This window comes from Nocardiopsis sp. NPDC055824, assembly GCF_053616335.1.
In genome coordinates, this window is record NZ_JBSHDN010000134.1 from 1 (window position 1) to 18,305 (window position 18,305).

The window sequence follows — 18,305 nt, forward strand, 5'->3', positions numbered from 1 at the left end:
GACAGGGGCCCGGCGCCGCCGGGGACCGGTCAGAGGCGGCCGAACGCCTCGGCCAGGATGTCCAGACCCTCGTGCAGGAGGTCGTCGCCGATGACCAGCGGCGGCAGCATGCGGATCACGTTGCCGTAGGTGCCCGCGCTCAGCAGGATCAGCCCCTGGGAGTGGCAGTGCGCCAGGACCTTGGCGAGCGCCTCGGGGGCGGGGGCCTTGTCCTCGCCCGCGACCAGCTCGATCGCGATCATCGCGCCGCGGCCGCGCACGTCGCCGATCACGTCGTGCCGGGAGGCCAGCTCGCGCAGGCGCCCCAGCATCAGCTCGCCGATCTCCCGGGCGCGCCCGACCAGGTCGTCGGACCCGATCGCGTCGAGCGCCGCCAGGGCCGCCGCGCACGCGGCGGGGTTGCCGCCGTAGGTGCCGCCGAGGCCCCCGCTGTGCACGGCGTCCATGAGCTCGGCGCGGCCGGTCACCGCGGCCAGCGGGAGGCCGCCCGCGATGCCCTTGGCCGTCGTGATCAGGTCCGGGACGACGCCCTCGTGGTCGCAGGCGAACATGTCGCCGGTGCGCGCGAAGCCGGTCTGCACCTCGTCCGCGACGAACACGATCCCGTTGGCGCGGCAGAACTCGGCCACCGCGGGCAGGAAGCCCGGCGCCGGCTCGATGAAACCGCCCTCGCCCTGGATCGGCTCGATCACCACGGCCGCGACGTTGCGGGCGCCGATCTGCTTGGTGATCTGGTCGACGACCATGGCGGCGGCCTCGGGGCCGCAGTTCTCCGGACCGGTCGGCCAGCGGTACGGGTAGGCCATGGGCATGCGGTGGATCTCGCCCGCGAACGGCCCGAAGCCCTGCTTGTAGGGCATGTTCTTCGCGGTCAGCCCCATGGTGAGGTTGGTGCGGCCGTGGTAGGCGTGGTCGAACACCACGACGGCCTGGCGGCCGGTCGCGCTGCGGGCGATCTTCACCGCGTTCTCGACGGCCTCGGCCCCGGAGTTGAGGAGGATGGACCGCTTCTCGTGGTCCCCCGGGGTGATCCGGTTGAGGGCCTCGCACACGTCCACGTACGCCTCGTACGGGTTCACCATGAAACAGGTGTGGGTGAACCGGGCGAGCTGCTCGGCGGCGCGCTCCACCACCCGGGGGTCGGCGTTGCCGACGTTGGTCACGGCGATGCCGGACCCGAAGTCGATGAGGGCGTTGCCGTCGACGTCCTCGACGATGCCGCCGCCCGCGCGCTCGACGTAGACGGGCAGGACGCTGCCGACGCCCTGGGCGACGGCCGAGCTGCGGCGCTCCTGGATGGCGCGGGACTTGGGGCCGGGGATCTCGGTGACGATCCGGCGGGACTGGACGACCTGGGTCGCTGCCATGCGGCTGCCTCCTTCTGCGGTGGGCACGGGGCGGAACGGATGTGGGCCGGCCGGGGGTGGGCTCCCCGACTCGCCTGACACTAGGACGACCGGGGCGGAGTGTGCATGGACACAGTGGATAATCGGTGGAGGGCCTTGCGCCACTGCGGCGGGGTTCGGACGACGGACACGTCTGGAGGGAGACAGGGATGCCCCCGACTCTGGGAGCCCTGCTGCGGACGCCGCACCTGCGGCTGAGCCTGCTCGCGGGACAGGAGAACCAGGACCGGCGCGTGGAGTGGGTCGCCGTCAGCGAGCTGGAGGACCCCACCCCCTACCTGGAGGGCGGCGAGCTCCTCCTCACCACCGGTGTGCGCTGGGCGGGCGGGGTCCCCGACCTGCGCGACTACACGCGGCGCCTGGCCGAGCGCGGGATCACCGCGCTGGGCTTCGCCGTCGGCGTGGTCCTGGAGGAGACCCCCGAACAGCTCCGCGGGGCCGCGGACGAGTACGGGCTCGCCCTGGTCGAGGTCGGCAGGGAGACCCCCTTCATCGCGGTCGGCAAGGAGGTCTCCCGCCTCCTGGCCAAGGAGGAGTACGAAGGCCTCAGCCGGGCCTTCGCCGCACAGCGGGGGCTCACCCGCGCCGCCCTCACGGGGGCTCCGGCGATCGTGGACCTCCTGGCCCGCGACCTCGGGGCCTGGGTGCTGCTGCTGTCCGCGGACGGCTCGGTCCGCCACGCCGCGCCCGCGTCGGCGGCCGGACGCGCGACGGGCCTGGGGCCCGAGCTCGACCGGCTGCGGGACGCGGGCATGCGCGCGAGCGTGTCCCTGACCTCCGTCGGGGAGCAGGTGTCCGCCCAACCCCTGGCGACGGGCCGCCAGGTCCGCGGCTTCCTGGTCGTGGGCACCGGCGGCGTGCTGGGCCCCGACGAGCGCACCCTGGTCAATGCCGCGGTGTCGCTGCTCTCCCTGGAACTGGAGCGCACCGCGCACAGCCGTACCGCGCGGGTGCACGAGGGGGTGCTCGCCGCACTGCTCACCGGCGCGCTGGACCCGCTCCACCCGGGGGCGGAGCGGCTGCGGGAGACGCTTCCGGCCCCTCCGGTCGTGGTGGCCGCCGCCGGAGGGGCAGGTCCGGCGCACCCCCCGGAGGGGGTCCTGGTCACCGAGATCGGCGGGAACGCGCTCCTGCTGGCGGGCTCGGAGATCGGCGAGGACGTGCTCCGGGAGGTCCTGGAGGGGCCGGTGGGGGTGAGCGAGCCGGCGGCCTACGGCGACCTCGCCCCGGCGCTCTCCCAGGCGGAGCGCGCGCTGGAGGCCGCCGCCGCGCGGGGCCCCGGGGAGCGGATCGTCCGTGCCGGCGACCTGCCCGGCGGGCTGCTCGGCCTGGCGGACAGCCCCGCCGGGGCGCGCATGGCCGGCGACCTGCTCGCGCCGCTCCTCCGGGAGCGGGCCGCCGCCGAGCTCCTCTCCTCGCTGCGCGCCTACCTCGCCGCGTCGGGCCGCTGGGACGCGGCCGCGGAGGCCCTCGGCGTCCACCGCCACACGCTCCGCTACCGGATGAACCGCATCCGCGAGCTGCTCCCCGGCGACCTGGACGACCCCGACCACCGCGCCGAGCTCTGGATCGCCCTCCGCCTCCGCGGCGTTCCCGGCCGGTAGGCCCGGCCGACGCCGCGCACGGTGAAAATCGGGCGGGTTCCCGCGTTCCCGGGATCCGGGGTTGCTCCATCCTCCACAATGGACCCCGATAGCAGCGTGTAACCGCTTGATCACACGGGCGGGGTGCGGGGGGCGACGTGAGGTCACTACGGGACGACGCGCAGGAGATCGACGAGGGGATCGGTCCGGGAAGGGTGACGGGGATCCCCGGCGCCGCCCCCGTCCAAGGACCGGCCGGCCGGACGGGGGTCGGCGCCGCCTCGCTCCGCTGGAAGCCGCCCATCGACCGCTCCGAGGTGCGCTCCCTCCTCGCCTACCTGCGCGCCTGCGTGCGCCGCGAGGCCGTGCACACCCACGCCGTCAGAGCCGACAGCCTCGACTCCGACACCTGCGCCTGCCTCCCGGAGGGACCCGAGGTCCTGTTCAGCGGGGCGGGGGAGACCCTCCCGCCCCACCCGGAGGCCGCCAGGGTCCTGCGCCTGGGCCGGCGCCGGGGGCAGGCGCTGCGCTACGGGTACCCGCTCGTCGTCCTCCGCGAGGGCGGGAACCGGGTCGCGCTGCCCCTGCTGACCGTCGACGTGCGGGTCGTGGACGACATCGACGAGAGCCGCCGCGAACCGGACGTGCCCCTGGTCAGGGCCGTGGGGCCGCCCGACGTCAACACCGGCCTCCTGACACGCCTGGGCATCACCGACCCCGAGGACCTGTTCGAGCTCCGCGCGCGGCTGAGGTCCGGCGCCCCCGACCCCGCGCGCCGCCCCGCCGCGGTCGCCGACCTCGCCGCCAAGGTCCGGGGCCTCCTCACCCGCCTGGAGATCGAACGGGTCGACGACATCGACCCCCTAGCCACCCGGGGCGCCCCGCGCACCGTCGAGGGAGGGGCGCACAACGTCGCCGTGGTCTTCCTGGCCGGGCCCAGCGGGCAGGCCGAGGCCGAGGGCGCCGAACCCGGGACGGTCGAGGGCGTCCTCGCCGACCTCGATCCCTCCGACCGCGCCGGCCTCGACCCCGACGCCGTCACCGGGACCGCGCTGGAGCCCCTGCTCGGGCAGCCGTCCGCCGGGCGCAGGGCCGGGCCCGACCCCGCCGACGCCCCGGGGCGGCTCTTCAGGGGAGGGCGGGCCGCAGCCCGCCGCGCCGCCCGCGACACCGCGGAGGCGGACGGCGCGGACGACGCCACCGTCCCGGTCTCCGCCACCCCGCTCGACCAGGCCCAGTACGCGATCCTGCGCGCCGCCATGAGCGAGCAGATCACCGTGGCCGCCGCCCCGCCCGGGAGCGGCGCCCACGACCTGGTGGACGCCATCGTCCGCACCGCCGTCAGCAACGGCCAGCGCGTCCTGGTCTGCGGGAGGACGGAGACCGACATCGACGAGACCGCGGCCAGGGCCGACACCTCTCCCGCGCACCCCGTGGTGCGCGTCGGCGGACGCGGGCACCGCGCCGAAGAGGCCCGCATGCTCACCAGGCTCCTCGCCGAGCAGGCCGGCGGCCTGCCCGCCTCCGGCCCCGGCTCCGCCGGGGAGGACCCCGCCGCCCACTGGGCCGCCCTCGCCGAGGACTGGGCCCGGGTCCGCGGGGCCTGGAGGGACATGGACACCATGGCCTCCGGCGGGTACGCCCTCGCCCAGCTCGCGGAGGAGCGCGGACGCGGCATCGCCCGGGGCTGGGACCCCGACGCCCTCTTCACCCCCGAGCGCGGGGGCCCCGAGTACTGGCTGCACCGGACCGAGCGCGCCCGTGCGGGCGGTCTCGTCGGCTGCCAGCACCGCGGCGCCATCCGCCGCGAACTGGGCGTCAGCACCGACCCCGACAACCTCGACCGCCTGGGAGCGGTCGCCCGGATGGAGAGCGAGTGGCGCTCCGCCGTCGACCGGCGCACCCGGTGCGCGCCCCTGGGAGAGCTCACCTCCGAGCTGGCCGACGCCCTCGCCCGGCACCGCAGGTCCAGCGCCGCCTGCCTTCGGTCCGTCTCCGGACCCCGCCTGCGGCGCGGCCGGGCGGCCGTCGAGAACCGGCTGGAGACCCTCGACTGGCACCACGGCAACGGGTGGCCCGGGGTCGCCAGCCTGTTGGACGCCCTGCCCGCGTGGACCTGCCGCACCGACCAGGTCAGGGCCCTGCCGCCGCAGGCGGGCCTGTTCGACCTGGTCGTCGTCCTCGGCGCGGAGCGCACCCGGGTCGCCGAGCTGCTGCCGGCGCTCTACAGGGCCGGCCGGGCCGTGGTGTTCGGGGACCCGGCGTACCCCGGGCCGACCACGGTCCTGGAGCCCGACGAGGAGCGCCGGGCCCTGGCCGCCGCGGGCCTGGCGCCCGACCAGCTGGACGCCCGCGGGCTGCGCCACGGTTCGGGTTCCGCGATGCGCGCCCTCCGCCGGGCCGCACCGGCCATGCTGTGGCTGGACGAGCACGACGGCGCCCCGCCCCTGCTCGCCGGGGCCGCGTCCCGGCACTGCTACGGCGGAAGGATCGTGGTGCGCACCGACCCCGACCCGCGCTGCGGTCCGCCGTTCGAGTGGCGCGACGTCGCCGGATCCTGCGAGGCGGTGCCGGGCGCGTCCTTCGTCAACCGCGACGAGGCGTACCGCGTGGCGGTGGTGGTGGGGGAGGTCGACGACCGCCTGCCCCCGGGGCGGGTGGTCGCGGTGGTCGCGCCGACCCAGCCCCAGGTCGCCCTGATCCGCCGGCTGCTTAGCCGGCGCGCCCTGCTGCACGAGGTGAGGGTCGGAGGGCCGGAACTCCTGGACAGCGACCGTGCCGCCGCGGACGTCACCGTGCTCTCGCCGGTGCTCGCCGCCGGCGCGCCCGCGGCCGCCGAGCGCCGGGTCCGCGGTATGGGCCACCTGTGGTCCTCGGTGCTCACCCGGACCCGGCAGCGGCTCCTCGTGGTGGGCGACCGGGGATACTGGTCGGGGGACGACGGCCCGCTGGGCGACCTGGACGCCATGGTCACGGGCACCTGCGTGGTCGGCGCGGACCCGGCTGCCACCGTGCTGGTGGAGGAGCTGCGGGCCGTCGGCACGGGGGTCGTGCTCCAGCAGACCGTCGAGGGGTGGACGGCCGACATGGTGGTCCGGTTCGGCTCGCGCCGCCTGCTGCTCCTGCTCGACCGCGAGCCCGACGGCAGGGCCCTGCGCCACCTGCTGGCCAGGGGAGAGGCGCTCAACCGGGCGACCGGGGACCCCGTGGTGGTGGTTCCGGCCTGGCGCTGCCTGGCCGACCCCGGCGCCCTCGTCGGGGAGATCCTCGCCGCCTGCTGACCGGCCCCGGGCGGCCTGCGCGCCGCACTACCCTGGGACGGAACGCCCGGAACGCGGAGGATCCGCGTGCCCGCCGGGCGGAGGGGAGAGGGGAACACCGGTGCCCGAGGGTCACACGCTGCACCGACTGGCGGCGCACTTCGAGAAGGCCTTCGGCGGCGGGACGGTACGCGCCACCAGCCCCCAGGGCCGCTTCGCGGAGGGTGCCGCGCGGGTGGACGGCCGCGTCCTCACGGAGAGCGAGGCCCACGGCAAGCACCTCTTCCTCGGGTTCGACTCGGGTGAGTGGCTGCGGGTGCACCTGGGCCTGTACGGGGCGTGGACCTTCGGTGACGCGGACGGCGAACGCCACCTCGGCGCGCCCCGCGCGCGGGGCGCCGACCTCGCCCCCCTCGTCCGGGACGGGGACGGGCTGGTCGTGCCGCCGGCACCCGTCGGCGCGGTGCGCGCCCGGCTCGTCAACGCCTCCGGGTGGGCCGACCTGCGCGGCCCCTCCGCCTGCGAGGTCGTCACGGAGGACGAGAAGCAGGCCGTCCAGGACCGGCTCGGCCCCGACCCCCTGCGCGACGACGCCGACCCCGAACGTGCCTGGCGTACGGTCAGCCGTTCCAGGACCAGCATCGCGGCGCTGCTCATGCGCCAGGACGTCATCGCGGGGATCGGCAACATCTACCGGGCCGAGTCGCTCTTCAGGGCGGGGATCGACCCGGCGACGCCGGGCCGCGAACTGACCGCCGGGCAGTGGGCGGCGCTGTGGGAGGATCTCGCCGGCCTGCTCCGCGACGGGGTGCGCGACGGCTACATCATCACCACCCGCCCCGAGGACCGGCCCGATCCCGACGCGCGTCCCGTGCCCAGGCCGGACACGCTGTACGTCTGCTACCGGACCGGCGAGCCGTGCCGCGTGTGCTCCTCGCCCGTCGCCGCGTCCGAGCTGGCCGGACGCACCCTCTACTGGTGCCCGGGATGTCAGCGGGGCTGACCCGCTCCCGGCCCCGGCCGCCGAGGGGATCTGGACGCCGACAGGCCATGCAGTACACTCCCTAGCCGTCTGCTTAACCGGTTCAGTTTCTGTGATCAGGGGGGCGAATGGGGGGGTTGATGCGGCGTCCGACGATCGTGGACATCGCCAAGGCCGCCGGGGTGTCCAAGGGGGCGGTCTCGTACGCGCTCAACGGGCGGCCCGGGGTCTCCGAGGAGACCCGTCGGCGTATCCTGGCGATCGCCAGCGACATGGGCTGGGCCCCGAGCAGTCCCGCGCGGGCGCTCTCGCCGGGCGGTCGGATAGGGGCGATCGGCCTGGTGGTCGACCGCCCGGCGCACTCGCTGGGGCTCGAACCCTTCTTCATGCAGCTGGTCTCCGGCATCGAGACGGAACTGGCCTCCTCCAACAACGACCTGCTCCTCCAGGTCACCGAGGACATGGGCGCCGAGACCGCGGCCTACCGGCGCTGGTCGGCGGAGCGCCGGGTCGACGGCGTGATCATGGTCGACCTGCGGGTGGACGACCCCCGGATCGGCCTCGTGGAGGGCCTGCCGCTGCCCGCGGTCGTCCTGGGCGGCCCCGAGGGGGCGGGCTCGCTCCCGTGCCTCTACACCGACGACTCCGTGGCCATGCGCGAGGTCGTCCACTACCTGGCGGCGCTGGGGCACCGGCGCATCGTGCGGGTGGCGGGCCCGGAGGAGTTCGTGCACACCAGGGCGAGGACCGCGGCGTTCCTGGACGCGGCGGAGCAGGCGGGCCTGGCGGAGGCGTACTCGGTGCACGCCGACTACACCGGCGAGGCCGGGACGCGGACCACGCGCAGGCTGCTGGCACGGACGGACCGCCCGACCGCCCTGGTCTACGACAACGACCTCATGGCCGTGGCCGGCCTCGGCGTGGCGCGGGAGATGGGGGTCGGCGTGCCCTCCCAGCTGTCGATCGTGGCGTGGGACGACTCCGTCCTGTGCCGACTGGTGCGGCCCTCGCTGACCGCGATCGCCCGTGACATCGTCTCCTACGGCCGCCTCGCGGCGGCCATGCTCGGCGACGCGATCGAGGGCAGGCCGGTGCGCAACCAGGAGACCTCGCGGGGCGAGCTGTACCCGAGGGCGAGCACGGGCCCCATGGGGGCGTGACGGTGCGGCGCGGCCGACCGTCGCCCGAGAGCCGGTGAACGCCTGTGCGGAACCGGTTCAGTAGGGGTGAATTTACTGACGTACCCGCATCTTCGCTGTTACAAGCGAATAACAGCGAAGTGTCGGGGATTGACGGCCTTCCCGTGGGCGTGTTGTTGTTAACCTCACTTACCCGGTTCAGCAACGGTCCTGTGCTCCCTCTGCTGGGAGCGCTCCCAACCCTCCGGTTCCCGGAGGGGCGCCCCCCCACAGGCCGACCGGGTGACAAGGAGGAGTCCGGATGAGAAGTCTGCGGATTCCGGCGGCACTCGCGGCACTGGCCATCACGGCCACTGCGTGCTCGGGTGGCGGCGGGAACGAGGAGGGCTCCGGGTCGTACCCCCGGAGCGAGACGCTGTACACCACGGGTACGGCATGGGGTCCGCCGGTCAGCTGGAACCCGCTCATGAAGGGCCAGTACGCGCCCGGCACGATCGGCCTGGCCTACGAGACGCTCTTCCTGTACGACCCCAACGAGGGCGAGTACGTCCCCTGGCTCGCGGAGAGCGACGAGTGGACCGCGGAGAACGTCCACGAGATCACCCTCCGCGAGGGGATCACCTGGTCGGACGGCGAGCCCCTGGTCGCCGAGGACGTCGTCGCGACCCTGGAGCTGGGCCAGTTCGGCTCCGTCTCCTACAGCAACATCTGGAACTTCATCGAGAGCGCCGAGGCCACCGACGAGCGCACGGTGACCGTCACCTTCTCGGAGAACCGCCCCCAGGAGTGGATGAACTGGGTCTACCTCAACCCCGTCCTCCCCGCCCACATCTGGGCCGACATGGAGGAGACGGCGCTCACGGACAGCGCCAACGAGGACATCGTCGCCACCGGCCCCTACGTCTACGAGTCGCACACCGACGACCGGATGGTCTGGGAGCGCAACGACGAGTGGTGGGGCACCGAGGCACTCGACCTGGAGATGCAGCCCCGCTACATCGTGGACATCGTCAACGCCTCAAACGAGGTGACGATGAACATGATCAACCAGGGGGACATCGACCTCTCGAACAACTTCCTCCCGGGGATCGACCAGATCCTCAACAGCAACCCCAACGTCACCAGCTTCTACGACGGTCCGCCGTACATGAAGAGCGCGAACACCGCGTGGCTGGTCCCCAACGTCACGCGCGCGCCGCTCGACGACGCGGCCTTCCGCCAGGCGCTGGCCCACTCCATCGACATGGAGCAGATCATCGCCGGCCCCTACACGGACCTGGTCCAGGCGGCCAGCCCGACGGGCCTGCTGCCCGAGTGGGACGAGTACATCGACCAGGAGCTGGTCGAGCAGGAGGGCTTCACCTTCGACGCCGATGAGGCCGTCGCGATCCTCGAGGACGCCGGCTACATGGACGAGGACGGCGACGGCTACGTCGAGACGCCCGACGGCGAGCCCATCGCCCTCACCCTGGAGGTCCCCTCCGGCTGGACCGACTGGATGGAGGCCGCCCGGCTGATCGCGGGGCACGCCCAGGCGGTCGGCATCAACATCGAGGCCCAGTTCCCCGAAGAGGACCTGCTGTCCGAGAACCGCAACTCGGGCGAGTTCGACCTGGTGATCAACAACGAGCGTCCGATGAGCAACACGCCGTGGACCTACTACGACTACCTCTTCCAGCTGCCCGTCAACGAGCAGCAGACCACCGTCAACTTCGGGCGGTACGAGAACGAGGAGGCGTGGCAGCTCGTCGAGCAGCTGGCCGCCGTCCCCGCGGACGACGTGGAGGGCGCGGCCGAGATCACCTCGCAGATCCAGGAGATCCAGCTGGCCGAGCTCCCGGCCATCCCGCTCTGGTACAACGGCCTCTGGTCGCAGTCCACGAACGAGACCTGGACCAACTGGCCCAGCGAGCAGGAGGGCGCTCCGCAGAGCGCCGCGACGTTCTGGAACGGCTGGCTCGAGATGGGCGCCATCTACACCCTCGCGGAGATCGAACCGGTCGGCTAGGGGGCACGCGGACACTCTCCTCCGCGCACCCGTCGACCCCCCACCCCGGCCGGAGCACGGCGTACGCGCCCGGCCGGGGAGCCCCCGAGGGGCACGGGGCGGACCCCTTCCCCTTCCCGGGTCCGCTGCCGTGCCCCTCCGGGGACCCCGCCTGTCCGCCGCCATCACCTGGAGGAACGTGTGTGGCGCTACATCGGCCGTAAGCTCTTCGTCTACCTGCTTACGTTCGTCATCGCGGTCACCATCAACTGGATGATCCCGCGCTTCATGCCGGGCGACCCCGTCCGCAGCATGCTCGCGCGAGCCTCGGTCGGCAACCCCGAGGCGCTCGAGCGCATGACCACCTACTACAACGAGGTCTTCGGCCTCGACACACCGCTGTACCAGCAGTACTTCAGCTTCTGGGGCGGCCTGCTCCGGGGCGACCTGGGCGTCAGCGTGATGCTCTACCCCGAACCCGTCACCGACGTCATCCTGCGTGCGGTGCCCTTCACCCTGGCAGTGCTGCTCCCCGCGATCCTGCTCAGCTGGGTCGTCGGCAACCACTTCGGGGCCTTCGCCGCCCGGAGCAAGATCCTCGACAACACGATCCTGCCGCTCGGGTACGTCCTGACCGCCACGCCCTACATGTGGCTGGCCCTGCTGCTCGCCTGGAGCCTGGGCGTCGTCGCCGGGGTCTTCCCGGTCGCGAACGGATACAGCTTCTCCCTCCGGCCCGAGTTCACCTGGCTGTTCATCTCCGACCTGATCAGCCACTGGTTCCTGCCGTTCCTGTCCATGTTCGTCGTGGCGCTGGGCGGCTGGGCGATCGGCATGCGGAACATGATCATCTACGAGCTGGAGGCGGACTACTCGAACTACCTCCAGGCCCTCGGCGCGCCGCGCAGGCTGGTCCGCAAGTACGCCTTCCGCAACGCGATGCTGCCCCAGATCACCGGGCTCGCGGTGCAGCTGGGCACGATCATCGCCGGATCGCTGCTCACCGAGATCGTGTTCAACTACCCCGGCCTCGGCACCCTCATCATCCAGTCGCTGAACAGCCGGGACTTCTTCCTGCTCCAGGGGATCTTCCTGTTCGTGGTCGTCGGGGTGCTGATCGCCAACTTCATCATCGACATCGTGTACGTCCTGGTTGACCCGCGCACCCGGGTCCAGATGACGGGAGGCTCGTCATGACCAACGTCGCCGGGGCGCCCGGAGCCCAGCCCGCAGCCGAACCCGCGGCTCCGCGCAAGGGCTCCGAGACACTGCACTACGCCCGCCGCAACCCCAAGCTGCTCATCGGCCTGGGCATCGTCCTCGCGTTCCTCCTGCTCGGCCTCATCGGCCCCCTCTTCGTCGACCACGGGCCCAACGAGTACGTCGGCCCCCAGAGCCAGCCCCCCAGCGGCGAGTTCTGGCTGGGCACCACCTCCTTCGGCCAGGACATCTGGGCGCAGTTCGTGTTCGGGGTCCGCACCACGTTCCTCATCGGCGTGTTCGGCGGCGGCGTCGCGTTCGTCATCGGCACGGCGGTCGGCTTCATCGCCGGCTACAAGGGCGGGATCGTCGACGAGATCCTCAACATGCTCACGAACGTGGTCCTGGTCCTGCCCGCGATGGTCGTGCTGATCGTCGCGATCGCCTACCTGGACGCGCGAGGCGTGTTCGTGCAGGGCCTCTTCATCGGCCTCACCTCCTGGCCGTGGGCGGCGCGCGCGGTCCGCTCGCAGGCGCTCTCGCTGGCCACCCGCGACTACGTGGACCTGGCCCGCCTCAGCGGCCGGCGCACGGGGAAGATCATCACCACCGAGATCGCCCCGAACATGAGCTCCTACCTGGTGATGTCCTTCATCCTGCTGTTCGGCGGCGCCATCCTCATCGCCGCGGGCCTCGACTTCATCGGGCTCGGCCCCTCGGACGGGGTGTCCCTCGGCCTGATGCTGGAGAGCGCCGTCGCGTGGAGCGCCCTGCAGTTCGGGATGTGGTGGTGGTTCGTTCCGCCGGGCCTCGGCATCACGGTGATCGTGAGCTCGCTGTACATCCTCAACGTCGGGTTGGACGAAATCTTCAACCCCAAGCTGCGGGAGCTGTAATGACCCTGCGCGTCAACGACCTGAAGGTCTACTACCAGACCCTGCGCGGGGACGTCCACGCCCTCGACGGAGTCACGTTCGACCTCGCCGACGGCGAGATCATGGGCCTGGCGGGGGAGTCCGGCTGCGGCAAGACCACCCTCGGCAAGAGCCTGATCCGGCTGGACTCGCGGATGCGCCACGTCGGCGGCACCATCGACCTGGACGGCAAGGACGTGCCGATCGCGGACGACGACGCGATGGTGCCCCTCCGCTACCACGAGATCTCGCTCATCCCGCAGTACGCGATGAGCGCGCTCAACCCCACCCGCAAGATCGGGCGGATGATCAACGAGCTGCTGCGCTCGCGCGGCGTCCGTCCGGCCGACATCTCCCAGGAGCTCACCCGGCGCCTGGAGCTGGTCGGACTCGACGCGGACGTGCTGAACCGGTTCCCGATCGAGCTGTCGGGCGGCATGAAGCAGCGCGTCGTCATGGTGATGGCCACGCTGCTCAACCCGTCGCTGCTCATCGCCGACGAGGTCACCTCCGCGCTGGACGTGTCGACGCAGCGGTCGGTCGCCGAGTCGCTCGTGGAGTTCCGTGACCGCGAGTACGTCAAGAGCATGGTGTTCGTGACCCACGACATCTCGCTCGTGTACCAGATGGCCGACACGATCATGGTGATGTACGCGGGCCGCATCGCGGAGAAGGCCCCCGCGAAGACCATCATCAACGCGCCGCGCCACCCCTACACCCAGATGCTCATCTCGGCTCTCCCCGAGGTCGGCTCGACCATGGAGCAGGGGCGCCTGGAGGGCATCCCCGGGACGCCGCCCGGCCTGCTGAACCCGCCGACCGGCTGCCGGTTCAAGGACCGCTGCCCGATGGCCTTCTCCAAGTGCTCCGAACAGCCGCCGCTGCTGGAGATCGAACCCGGCCACTGGGCCGCCTGCTGGAAGACGGGGTGAGGTAGACCGTGCTGGAACTCAGCCATGTGCACAAGGTGTACCGGGTCGGCGCGTTCGGCGGCGGCCGCCTGCGCGCGGTGCGCGACGTCAGCCTGACGGTGGAGCCCGGCGAGGTCGTCTCGCTCATCGGTGAGAGCGGCAGCGGCAAGAGCACCCTCGGCAAGATGGTGCTCGGCCTGAGCAGGCCGACCGGCGGCACGATCACGTTCGACGGCACCGACATCACCACCATCCGGGGCCACGCCGCGCGCAAGGAGTACTACCGCAGGGTGCAGGGGGTCTTCCAGGACCCGTTCAGCTGCTTCAACCCGATCTTCAAGGCCGACCGCGTCTTCGAGATGATCAGGACCTCCTACTTCCCGGGGGTCTCGGACGCGGACTGGCGGGACCGGGTCCTGGCCGCGCTGGCCACGGTCCGACTGGACCCGGGAAACGTCCTGGGCAAGTACCCCCACCAGCTCAGCGGCGGCCAGCTGCAGCGGGTGCTGATCGCGCGGGCGCTGCTCCTGGACATCAAGCTGCTGGTGGCCGACGAGATCATCAGCATGCTGGACGCGTCCACGCGCATCGACGTGCTCAACCTGCTCAGCGACCTCAAGGAGCGCGGGCTCGGCATCCTGTTCGTGACCCACGACCTGTCGCTCGGCAACTACGTCAGCGACAAGTCGGTGATCCTGCGCAAGGGCGCCGTCGCGGAGATGGGTCCCACGCTCAGGGTGTTCGAGAACCCCCTCCACCCCTACAGCCGCCACCTCCTCTCGTGCGTGCCGCAGCTGCACCGCACCTGGGCGGAGGTCGACGCGGAGCTGGCGGCGAACCCGCCGGAGGACGTCGTCCTCCCGGTGGCGGCGGACGAGGAGTCCGCTCCGCTGCTCGAGGTGGAGGAGGGACACTTCGTCGGGATCGACCAGGGGTAGCCCGTGCGCGCCGCCACGCCGCCCCGGACCGTGCGTGGCCGGGGCGGCGCACGTGGTGGGGGCGGTCGGGCACGCGCGCCGCTCCCACCGGAGCCGCGGGGTTCTTCGGCCGCCGTCTCCGACTCCGTCGGCCGAAAACGGAATTCACCTACGAAACCAGTGGGGATCGTTCTCCTGCGCGCCCATACGCACCCATACGCGCGCGATCGCGAAGTCGTCGGCGCGCGCAGGCCCCGCATCGTGCCCCCCGGGGGGCGTTCCTCGGGGGTCCCCGGGCGCGTGCGGAGCCTTCCGGAAGACCGCACGGAGGGGCTCCGCGCCGAGGGGGCGGCGGCGGGCCGGTGCGGGGAGCGCCCGGGAGCCCTCCGCGCTGAAGTGCGGGAACGACATCGCGGTGACGGGTCCGCGAACAGGCCGTGACACGCCCGTGACCACGGGGTCCGCCGCGCGCGGTTCCCTCCCCGCCCGCCGGTATTCCTGATGGGGCCGTGCGAGTTGCCACACCGAAAACCTTCGCGAGCTGGCCGGGCTGTGGTAAGTTCGGTGAAGATTGTTAGTCGTTGAATTTCGCAGTTGGTGTCTTGCCCGCGGAGTTTGTGACCGGCGGGCGGTTTCTCTTGGAGTCGGCTCGCGGCAATTCTCGGACGTGAGTATGCGTTCGTGTACACCGAGCTGAAGGAGAGAACATGGCTCAGGGAACTGTGAAGTGGTTCAACGGCGAGAAGGGCTTCGGCTTCATCTCCCCCGACGACGGTGGCCCCGACGCCTTCGTTCACTACAGCGCCATCCAGGGTAGCGGCTTCCGCAACCTGGAGGAGAACCAGCGCGTGGAGTTCGAGATCGTCGCCGGCACCCGCGGCCCGCAGGCCGAGAACGTCGTCGCGCTCTAAGACGTAGAACGTCGTAGGACGCCCCGGAAGGCACCGCCTTCCGGGGCGTTCGCGTGTCCGGGGCCCGGTCGGGACAGCCGTCCCGGGCCCCGTGCCCCCTCACGGGACCGGCCGCCGCCCCCGTGAGGGGACGGCGGCCGACGGGGTGCCGCGAGGCGGGTCAGTCCGCGAGCAGCGCCTCCGTGCGCTCGCGCACCTCCGGGGTGTCCAGGCCGCGCACGGTCACCGTGGTGCGTCGGCGCAGCACGTCGTCGACGGTCACGGCCCACTCGCGGTCCCGCGCGAAGACCACCTGCGCCCAGATGTCGGGCCCGTCGGGGTGGATGCGCTCGCCCAGCTCCGGGAGGTCCCGGACCAGGACCGCGATGTCCATCGCCAGGCTTCCGTAGTGCGACGCCAGGTGGCGTGCGACCAGCGGGTCGAGGCGGGCGCCCGGCTCGCGGTCGATGATGAGCCGCTGGGTCACCGCGTCCGGGCTGGCCAGCCCGGGGAGCGGCACGGTGCGCAGCGGGTCGACCATGTCCTCGCCCAGGGGCACCGCCGAGACCTTGCGCAGCTCCTCCAGGACGGTGCGGCCGATGTGTCGGTACGTCGTCCACTTGCCGCCCGCCACCGACAGCATCCCGCCGCGCCCCTGGCTCACCACGGTCTCCCGCTTGGCCGCGCTGGTGCCGCCGGGGCCTCCCGGCAGCACCCGCAGGCCGGCGAAGGAGTACGTCACCTGGGAGGCGTCCAGGTAGGGGGCGTCGATGCCCACCGCGGCCTCGCCCAGGATCTGCTCGACGTCGGAGGGGACCACCCCCACCTCGGCCGGGTCGCCGGTGTACTCCTCGTCGGTGGTGCCGAGCAGCAGCCTCCCCTCCCACGGGATGGCGAACGAGACCCGGTACCGGTCCACGGGGATGGTCAGCGCCGCGCGCCACGGCTCGGGCGTGCGCAGGACCAGGTGGGCGCCCTTGGACAGGCGCACGCTGGGCCCGGCCGCCGGGTCCTCCATCCGCCGCAGGCCGTCCACCCAGGGCCCGGTGGCGTTGAGGACCAGGCGGGCGTCGATCCCGAACTCGTGGCCCCCGACGCGGTCGCGCAGGTCGGCGCCGGTGACCCTGCCCCGTGTGGTGCGCAGGCCCACCACCTCGGCGTGGTTGAGCACCACCGCGCCGGCGTCGGCGGCGGCGCGCACGGTCATGACGGCCATGCGGCTGTCGTTCATCTGGTGGTCGCTGTAGGCGGCCACCGAGCGCAGGCCCTCGGTGCGCAGTCCGGGCGCGAGGCGCTTGGCCTGGGCGGGGGAGAGCAGGCGGCCCATCCCGTCGCCGAACGCGGACAGGGCCGAGTACAGGAAGACCCCGGCGCCCATCTTCGCGGCGCCGTGGGGCCCGCCCGAGTAGACGGGGACCAGGAACGGCATGTGGTTGACCAGGTGAGGGGCCACGTCGGAGGCGAGGGAGCGGCGCTCCCGGTGGTTCTCCGCGACCAGGCGCACGTTGCCGGTCTGGAGGTAGCGCAGTCCGCCGTGCACCAGTTTGGAGGAGGCGCTGGAGGTGGCCCCGGCGAAGTCGCCGGAGTCGACCATGGCCACCCGGAGCCCGGCCTGGGTGGCGGTCCACGCGGCGGACGTGCCGAGGATGCCGCCGCCGACGACGAGGAGGTCGAAGGTTCCCCGGGAGAGTTCGTCCCGGGTGCGGGAGCGGGCGGAGGAGGTGTCGTTCTGGCGGGCGCTGGTGGTCATGGGCTGGTGCTCCGTCCGTTCGGAGGGATGGCGGGGACTCCGCAAGCGCCTGAACGGGCTCAGACCCTTCAGACGTGTGTCGCCTGCATAATACGACAATGCCGAACGGCGGCACGATCTGAGGTCATCCGTCCGGGGTGTCGTCGGCCCCGTGCCGGTCCTGACGGGGGCGTCGTGCTGCCGGTGTGACCAGAGACCACTGTGTGAACCCGCTTCGTGATCGATGTGCGGCATTGTCGAATACTTTGCGACCGTTCGCGTGCGCGCCCCGCCGGACGGCGGTCGCGCCCGGGCCCGGACGGGTGTGATGCCGGCGGGCGGGGTTCCGGGACCGGGCCCGCGGGGCCCGGTGCGGGATTCCGGGGCCGGGCGCGGTTTCGGACCCCGGGTTCCCCGGATTGCCCCACCGGAGGGACATCCCGAGTCCTACGATTGGGGCATCATGGCGACCAGGTACTCACCCACGATCCGGCGCCGCCGCCTCTCCGCCGAACTCCGGCGGCTGCGGCTGGCCGCGAGGAAGACCAGCGAAGAGGCCGCCGCCGCCTCGGGCCTGTCCAAGTCCACCTACTCCAACATCGAGTCCGGCGTGAAGAAGCGCCCCAGACTCAGCGAGGTCCGAGCCGTCCTGGACGCCTTCGGGGTCGGGCCCGGCCAGGAGTACGACGAGATCCTCAACCTGTGCCGCCAGGCCCTCGAACGGGGCTGGTGGAGCCGCTACCGGGACGTCCTCGCCGCGCGCTACGTCGGCTTCGAGACCGAGGCGAGCTCCATCACCACCTGGCAGCCGATCGTCGTGCCGGGCCTTCTCCAGGTGCCCGAGTACATGCGGGTGACGGCCCTGGCCGGGATGGCCAACCCCCAGGACATCCGCAGGGTGACGGACGCCAAGATGACCCGCCAGCGCATTCTGGACGACGAGGACCCGCCGGAGCTGTACGCGGTCTTCGACGAGGGGGCGCTGCTGAGGCTCCGGGACTTCCCCGACGCCAAGCGGGCCCAGGTGGCGCACATCGTGGAGATGGCGGAGCGCCCCCACGTCACCGTCCAGATGACCCTGGCGGCCAAGCTCAACCCCGGTGCCGGCGGCCCCTTCGTGATCATGGAGTTCCCCGAGCCCATCGACCCGATGGTCGTCTACCTGGAGACCGACACCGACGGCATCTACCTGGAGGAGCCCGACGAGGTGGTGCGCTACCAGAACATCCTCAACCACCTCCGACTGGTCGCCCTCCGCCCGGGGGAGACCCTCGACTACCTCCGTGAGGTCCACCTCGGGGCCTAGGAGGTCGGGCCCGCGTGCCGAGCACCGGCTCCCGTCCTCCGGGGCGGTGGGGCGGTCGGGCGGACGCGGACGGGGGCGCCC

At 72.5% G+C, this 18,305-nt stretch carries 13 protein-coding genes; 11 read left to right on the plus strand and 2 right to left on the minus strand.

All coding sequences use genetic code 11. The features are described from left to right. Positions 1 to 29: 29 nt before the first annotated feature. On the minus strand, positions 30 to 1,367 hold the full coding sequence (gabT, locus tag ACWGL3_RS22635) for a 4-aminobutyrate--2-oxoglutarate transaminase (RefSeq protein WP_267948379.1): 1,338 nt from the start codon (positions 1,365 to 1,367) through the stop codon (positions 30 to 32). Positions 1,368 to 1,555: 188 nt separating this feature from the next. Here gabT and ACWGL3_RS22640 point away from each other — a divergent pair, with 188 nt between their 5' ends. From ACWGL3_RS22640 to ACWGL3_RS22685, 10 genes are all read left to right on the plus strand, one after another. Then, positions 1,556 to 3,010 carry a PucR family transcriptional regulator gene (locus tag ACWGL3_RS22640; protein WP_267948380.1) on the plus strand — a complete coding sequence of 485 codons (1,455 nt, stop codon included), beginning with the start codon at positions 1,556 to 1,558 and terminating at the stop codon, positions 3,008 to 3,010. Between the two features lie 137 nt (positions 3,011 to 3,147). Next, entirely contained in the window at positions 3,148 to 6,270 is a 3,123-nt protein-coding gene (locus ACWGL3_RS22645; protein WP_431061482.1) for a DNA helicase, read from the plus strand. A 100-nt stretch (positions 6,271 to 6,370) separates the two neighbouring features. Next, complete coding sequence (locus ACWGL3_RS22650) at positions 6,371 to 7,252, plus strand: Fpg/Nei family DNA glycosylase (protein WP_267948381.1); 882 nt, start codon at positions 6,371 to 6,373, stop codon at positions 7,250 to 7,252. 119 nt (positions 7,253 to 7,371) lie between these two features. Next, entirely contained in the window at positions 7,372 to 8,391 is a 1,020-nt protein-coding gene (locus ACWGL3_RS22655) for a LacI family DNA-binding transcriptional regulator (RefSeq protein WP_267948382.1), read from the plus strand. A 280-nt stretch (positions 8,392 to 8,671) separates the two neighbouring features. Continuing rightward, on the plus strand, positions 8,672 to 10,378 hold the full coding sequence (locus ACWGL3_RS22660; protein ID WP_267948383.1) for an ABC transporter substrate-binding protein: 1,707 nt from the start codon (positions 8,672 to 8,674) through the stop codon (positions 10,376 to 10,378). Positions 10,379 to 10,558: 180 nt separating this feature from the next. After that, positions 10,559 to 11,554 carry an ABC transporter permease gene (locus ACWGL3_RS22665; RefSeq protein WP_267948384.1) on the plus strand — a complete coding sequence of 332 codons (996 nt, stop codon included), beginning with the start codon at positions 10,559 to 10,561 and terminating at the stop codon, positions 11,552 to 11,554. After that, positions 11,551 to 12,453: an ABC transporter permease gene (locus ACWGL3_RS22670; RefSeq protein WP_267948385.1), complete on the plus strand. Its 903-nt coding sequence runs from the start codon at positions 11,551 to 11,553 to the stop codon at positions 12,451 to 12,453. Before ACWGL3_RS22665 ends, ACWGL3_RS22670 begins: the two co-directional genes overlap by 4 nt. After that, the gene (locus ACWGL3_RS22675) at positions 12,453 to 13,403 is read left to right on the plus strand and encodes an ABC transporter ATP-binding protein (RefSeq protein WP_267948386.1); all 951 of its coding nucleotides are present in this window, start codon (positions 12,453 to 12,455) and stop codon (positions 13,401 to 13,403) included. The genes ACWGL3_RS22670 and ACWGL3_RS22675 overlap by 1 nt, the downstream gene beginning before the upstream one ends. Positions 13,404 to 13,411: 8 nt before the next feature. Next, positions 13,412 to 14,320, plus strand: coding sequence for an ABC transporter ATP-binding protein (locus ACWGL3_RS22680; RefSeq protein WP_267948387.1), 909 nt, complete (start codon positions 13,412 to 13,414; stop codon positions 14,318 to 14,320). Positions 14,321 to 15,006: 686 nt separating this feature from the next. Then, positions 15,007 to 15,210 carry a cold-shock protein gene (locus tag ACWGL3_RS22685; protein WP_267948388.1) on the plus strand — a complete coding sequence of 68 codons (204 nt, stop codon included), beginning with the start codon at positions 15,007 to 15,009 and terminating at the stop codon, positions 15,208 to 15,210. 160 nt (positions 15,211 to 15,370) lie between these two features. Here ACWGL3_RS22685 and ACWGL3_RS22690 read toward each other — a convergent pair whose 3' ends face one another. Next, positions 15,371 to 16,939, minus strand: a complete 1,569-nt coding sequence (locus ACWGL3_RS22690) for a glycerol-3-phosphate dehydrogenase/oxidase (RefSeq protein WP_267948389.1) — start codon at positions 16,937 to 16,939, stop codon at positions 15,371 to 15,373. 442 nt (positions 16,940 to 17,381) lie between these two features. Between ACWGL3_RS22690 and ACWGL3_RS22695 the strand changes: the two genes are divergently transcribed. After that, positions 17,382 to 18,224, plus strand: a complete 843-nt coding sequence (locus tag ACWGL3_RS22695) for a helix-turn-helix domain-containing protein (RefSeq protein ID WP_267948390.1) — start codon at positions 17,382 to 17,384, stop codon at positions 18,222 to 18,224. The last annotated feature ends 81 nt before the right edge of the window (positions 18,225 to 18,305 follow it).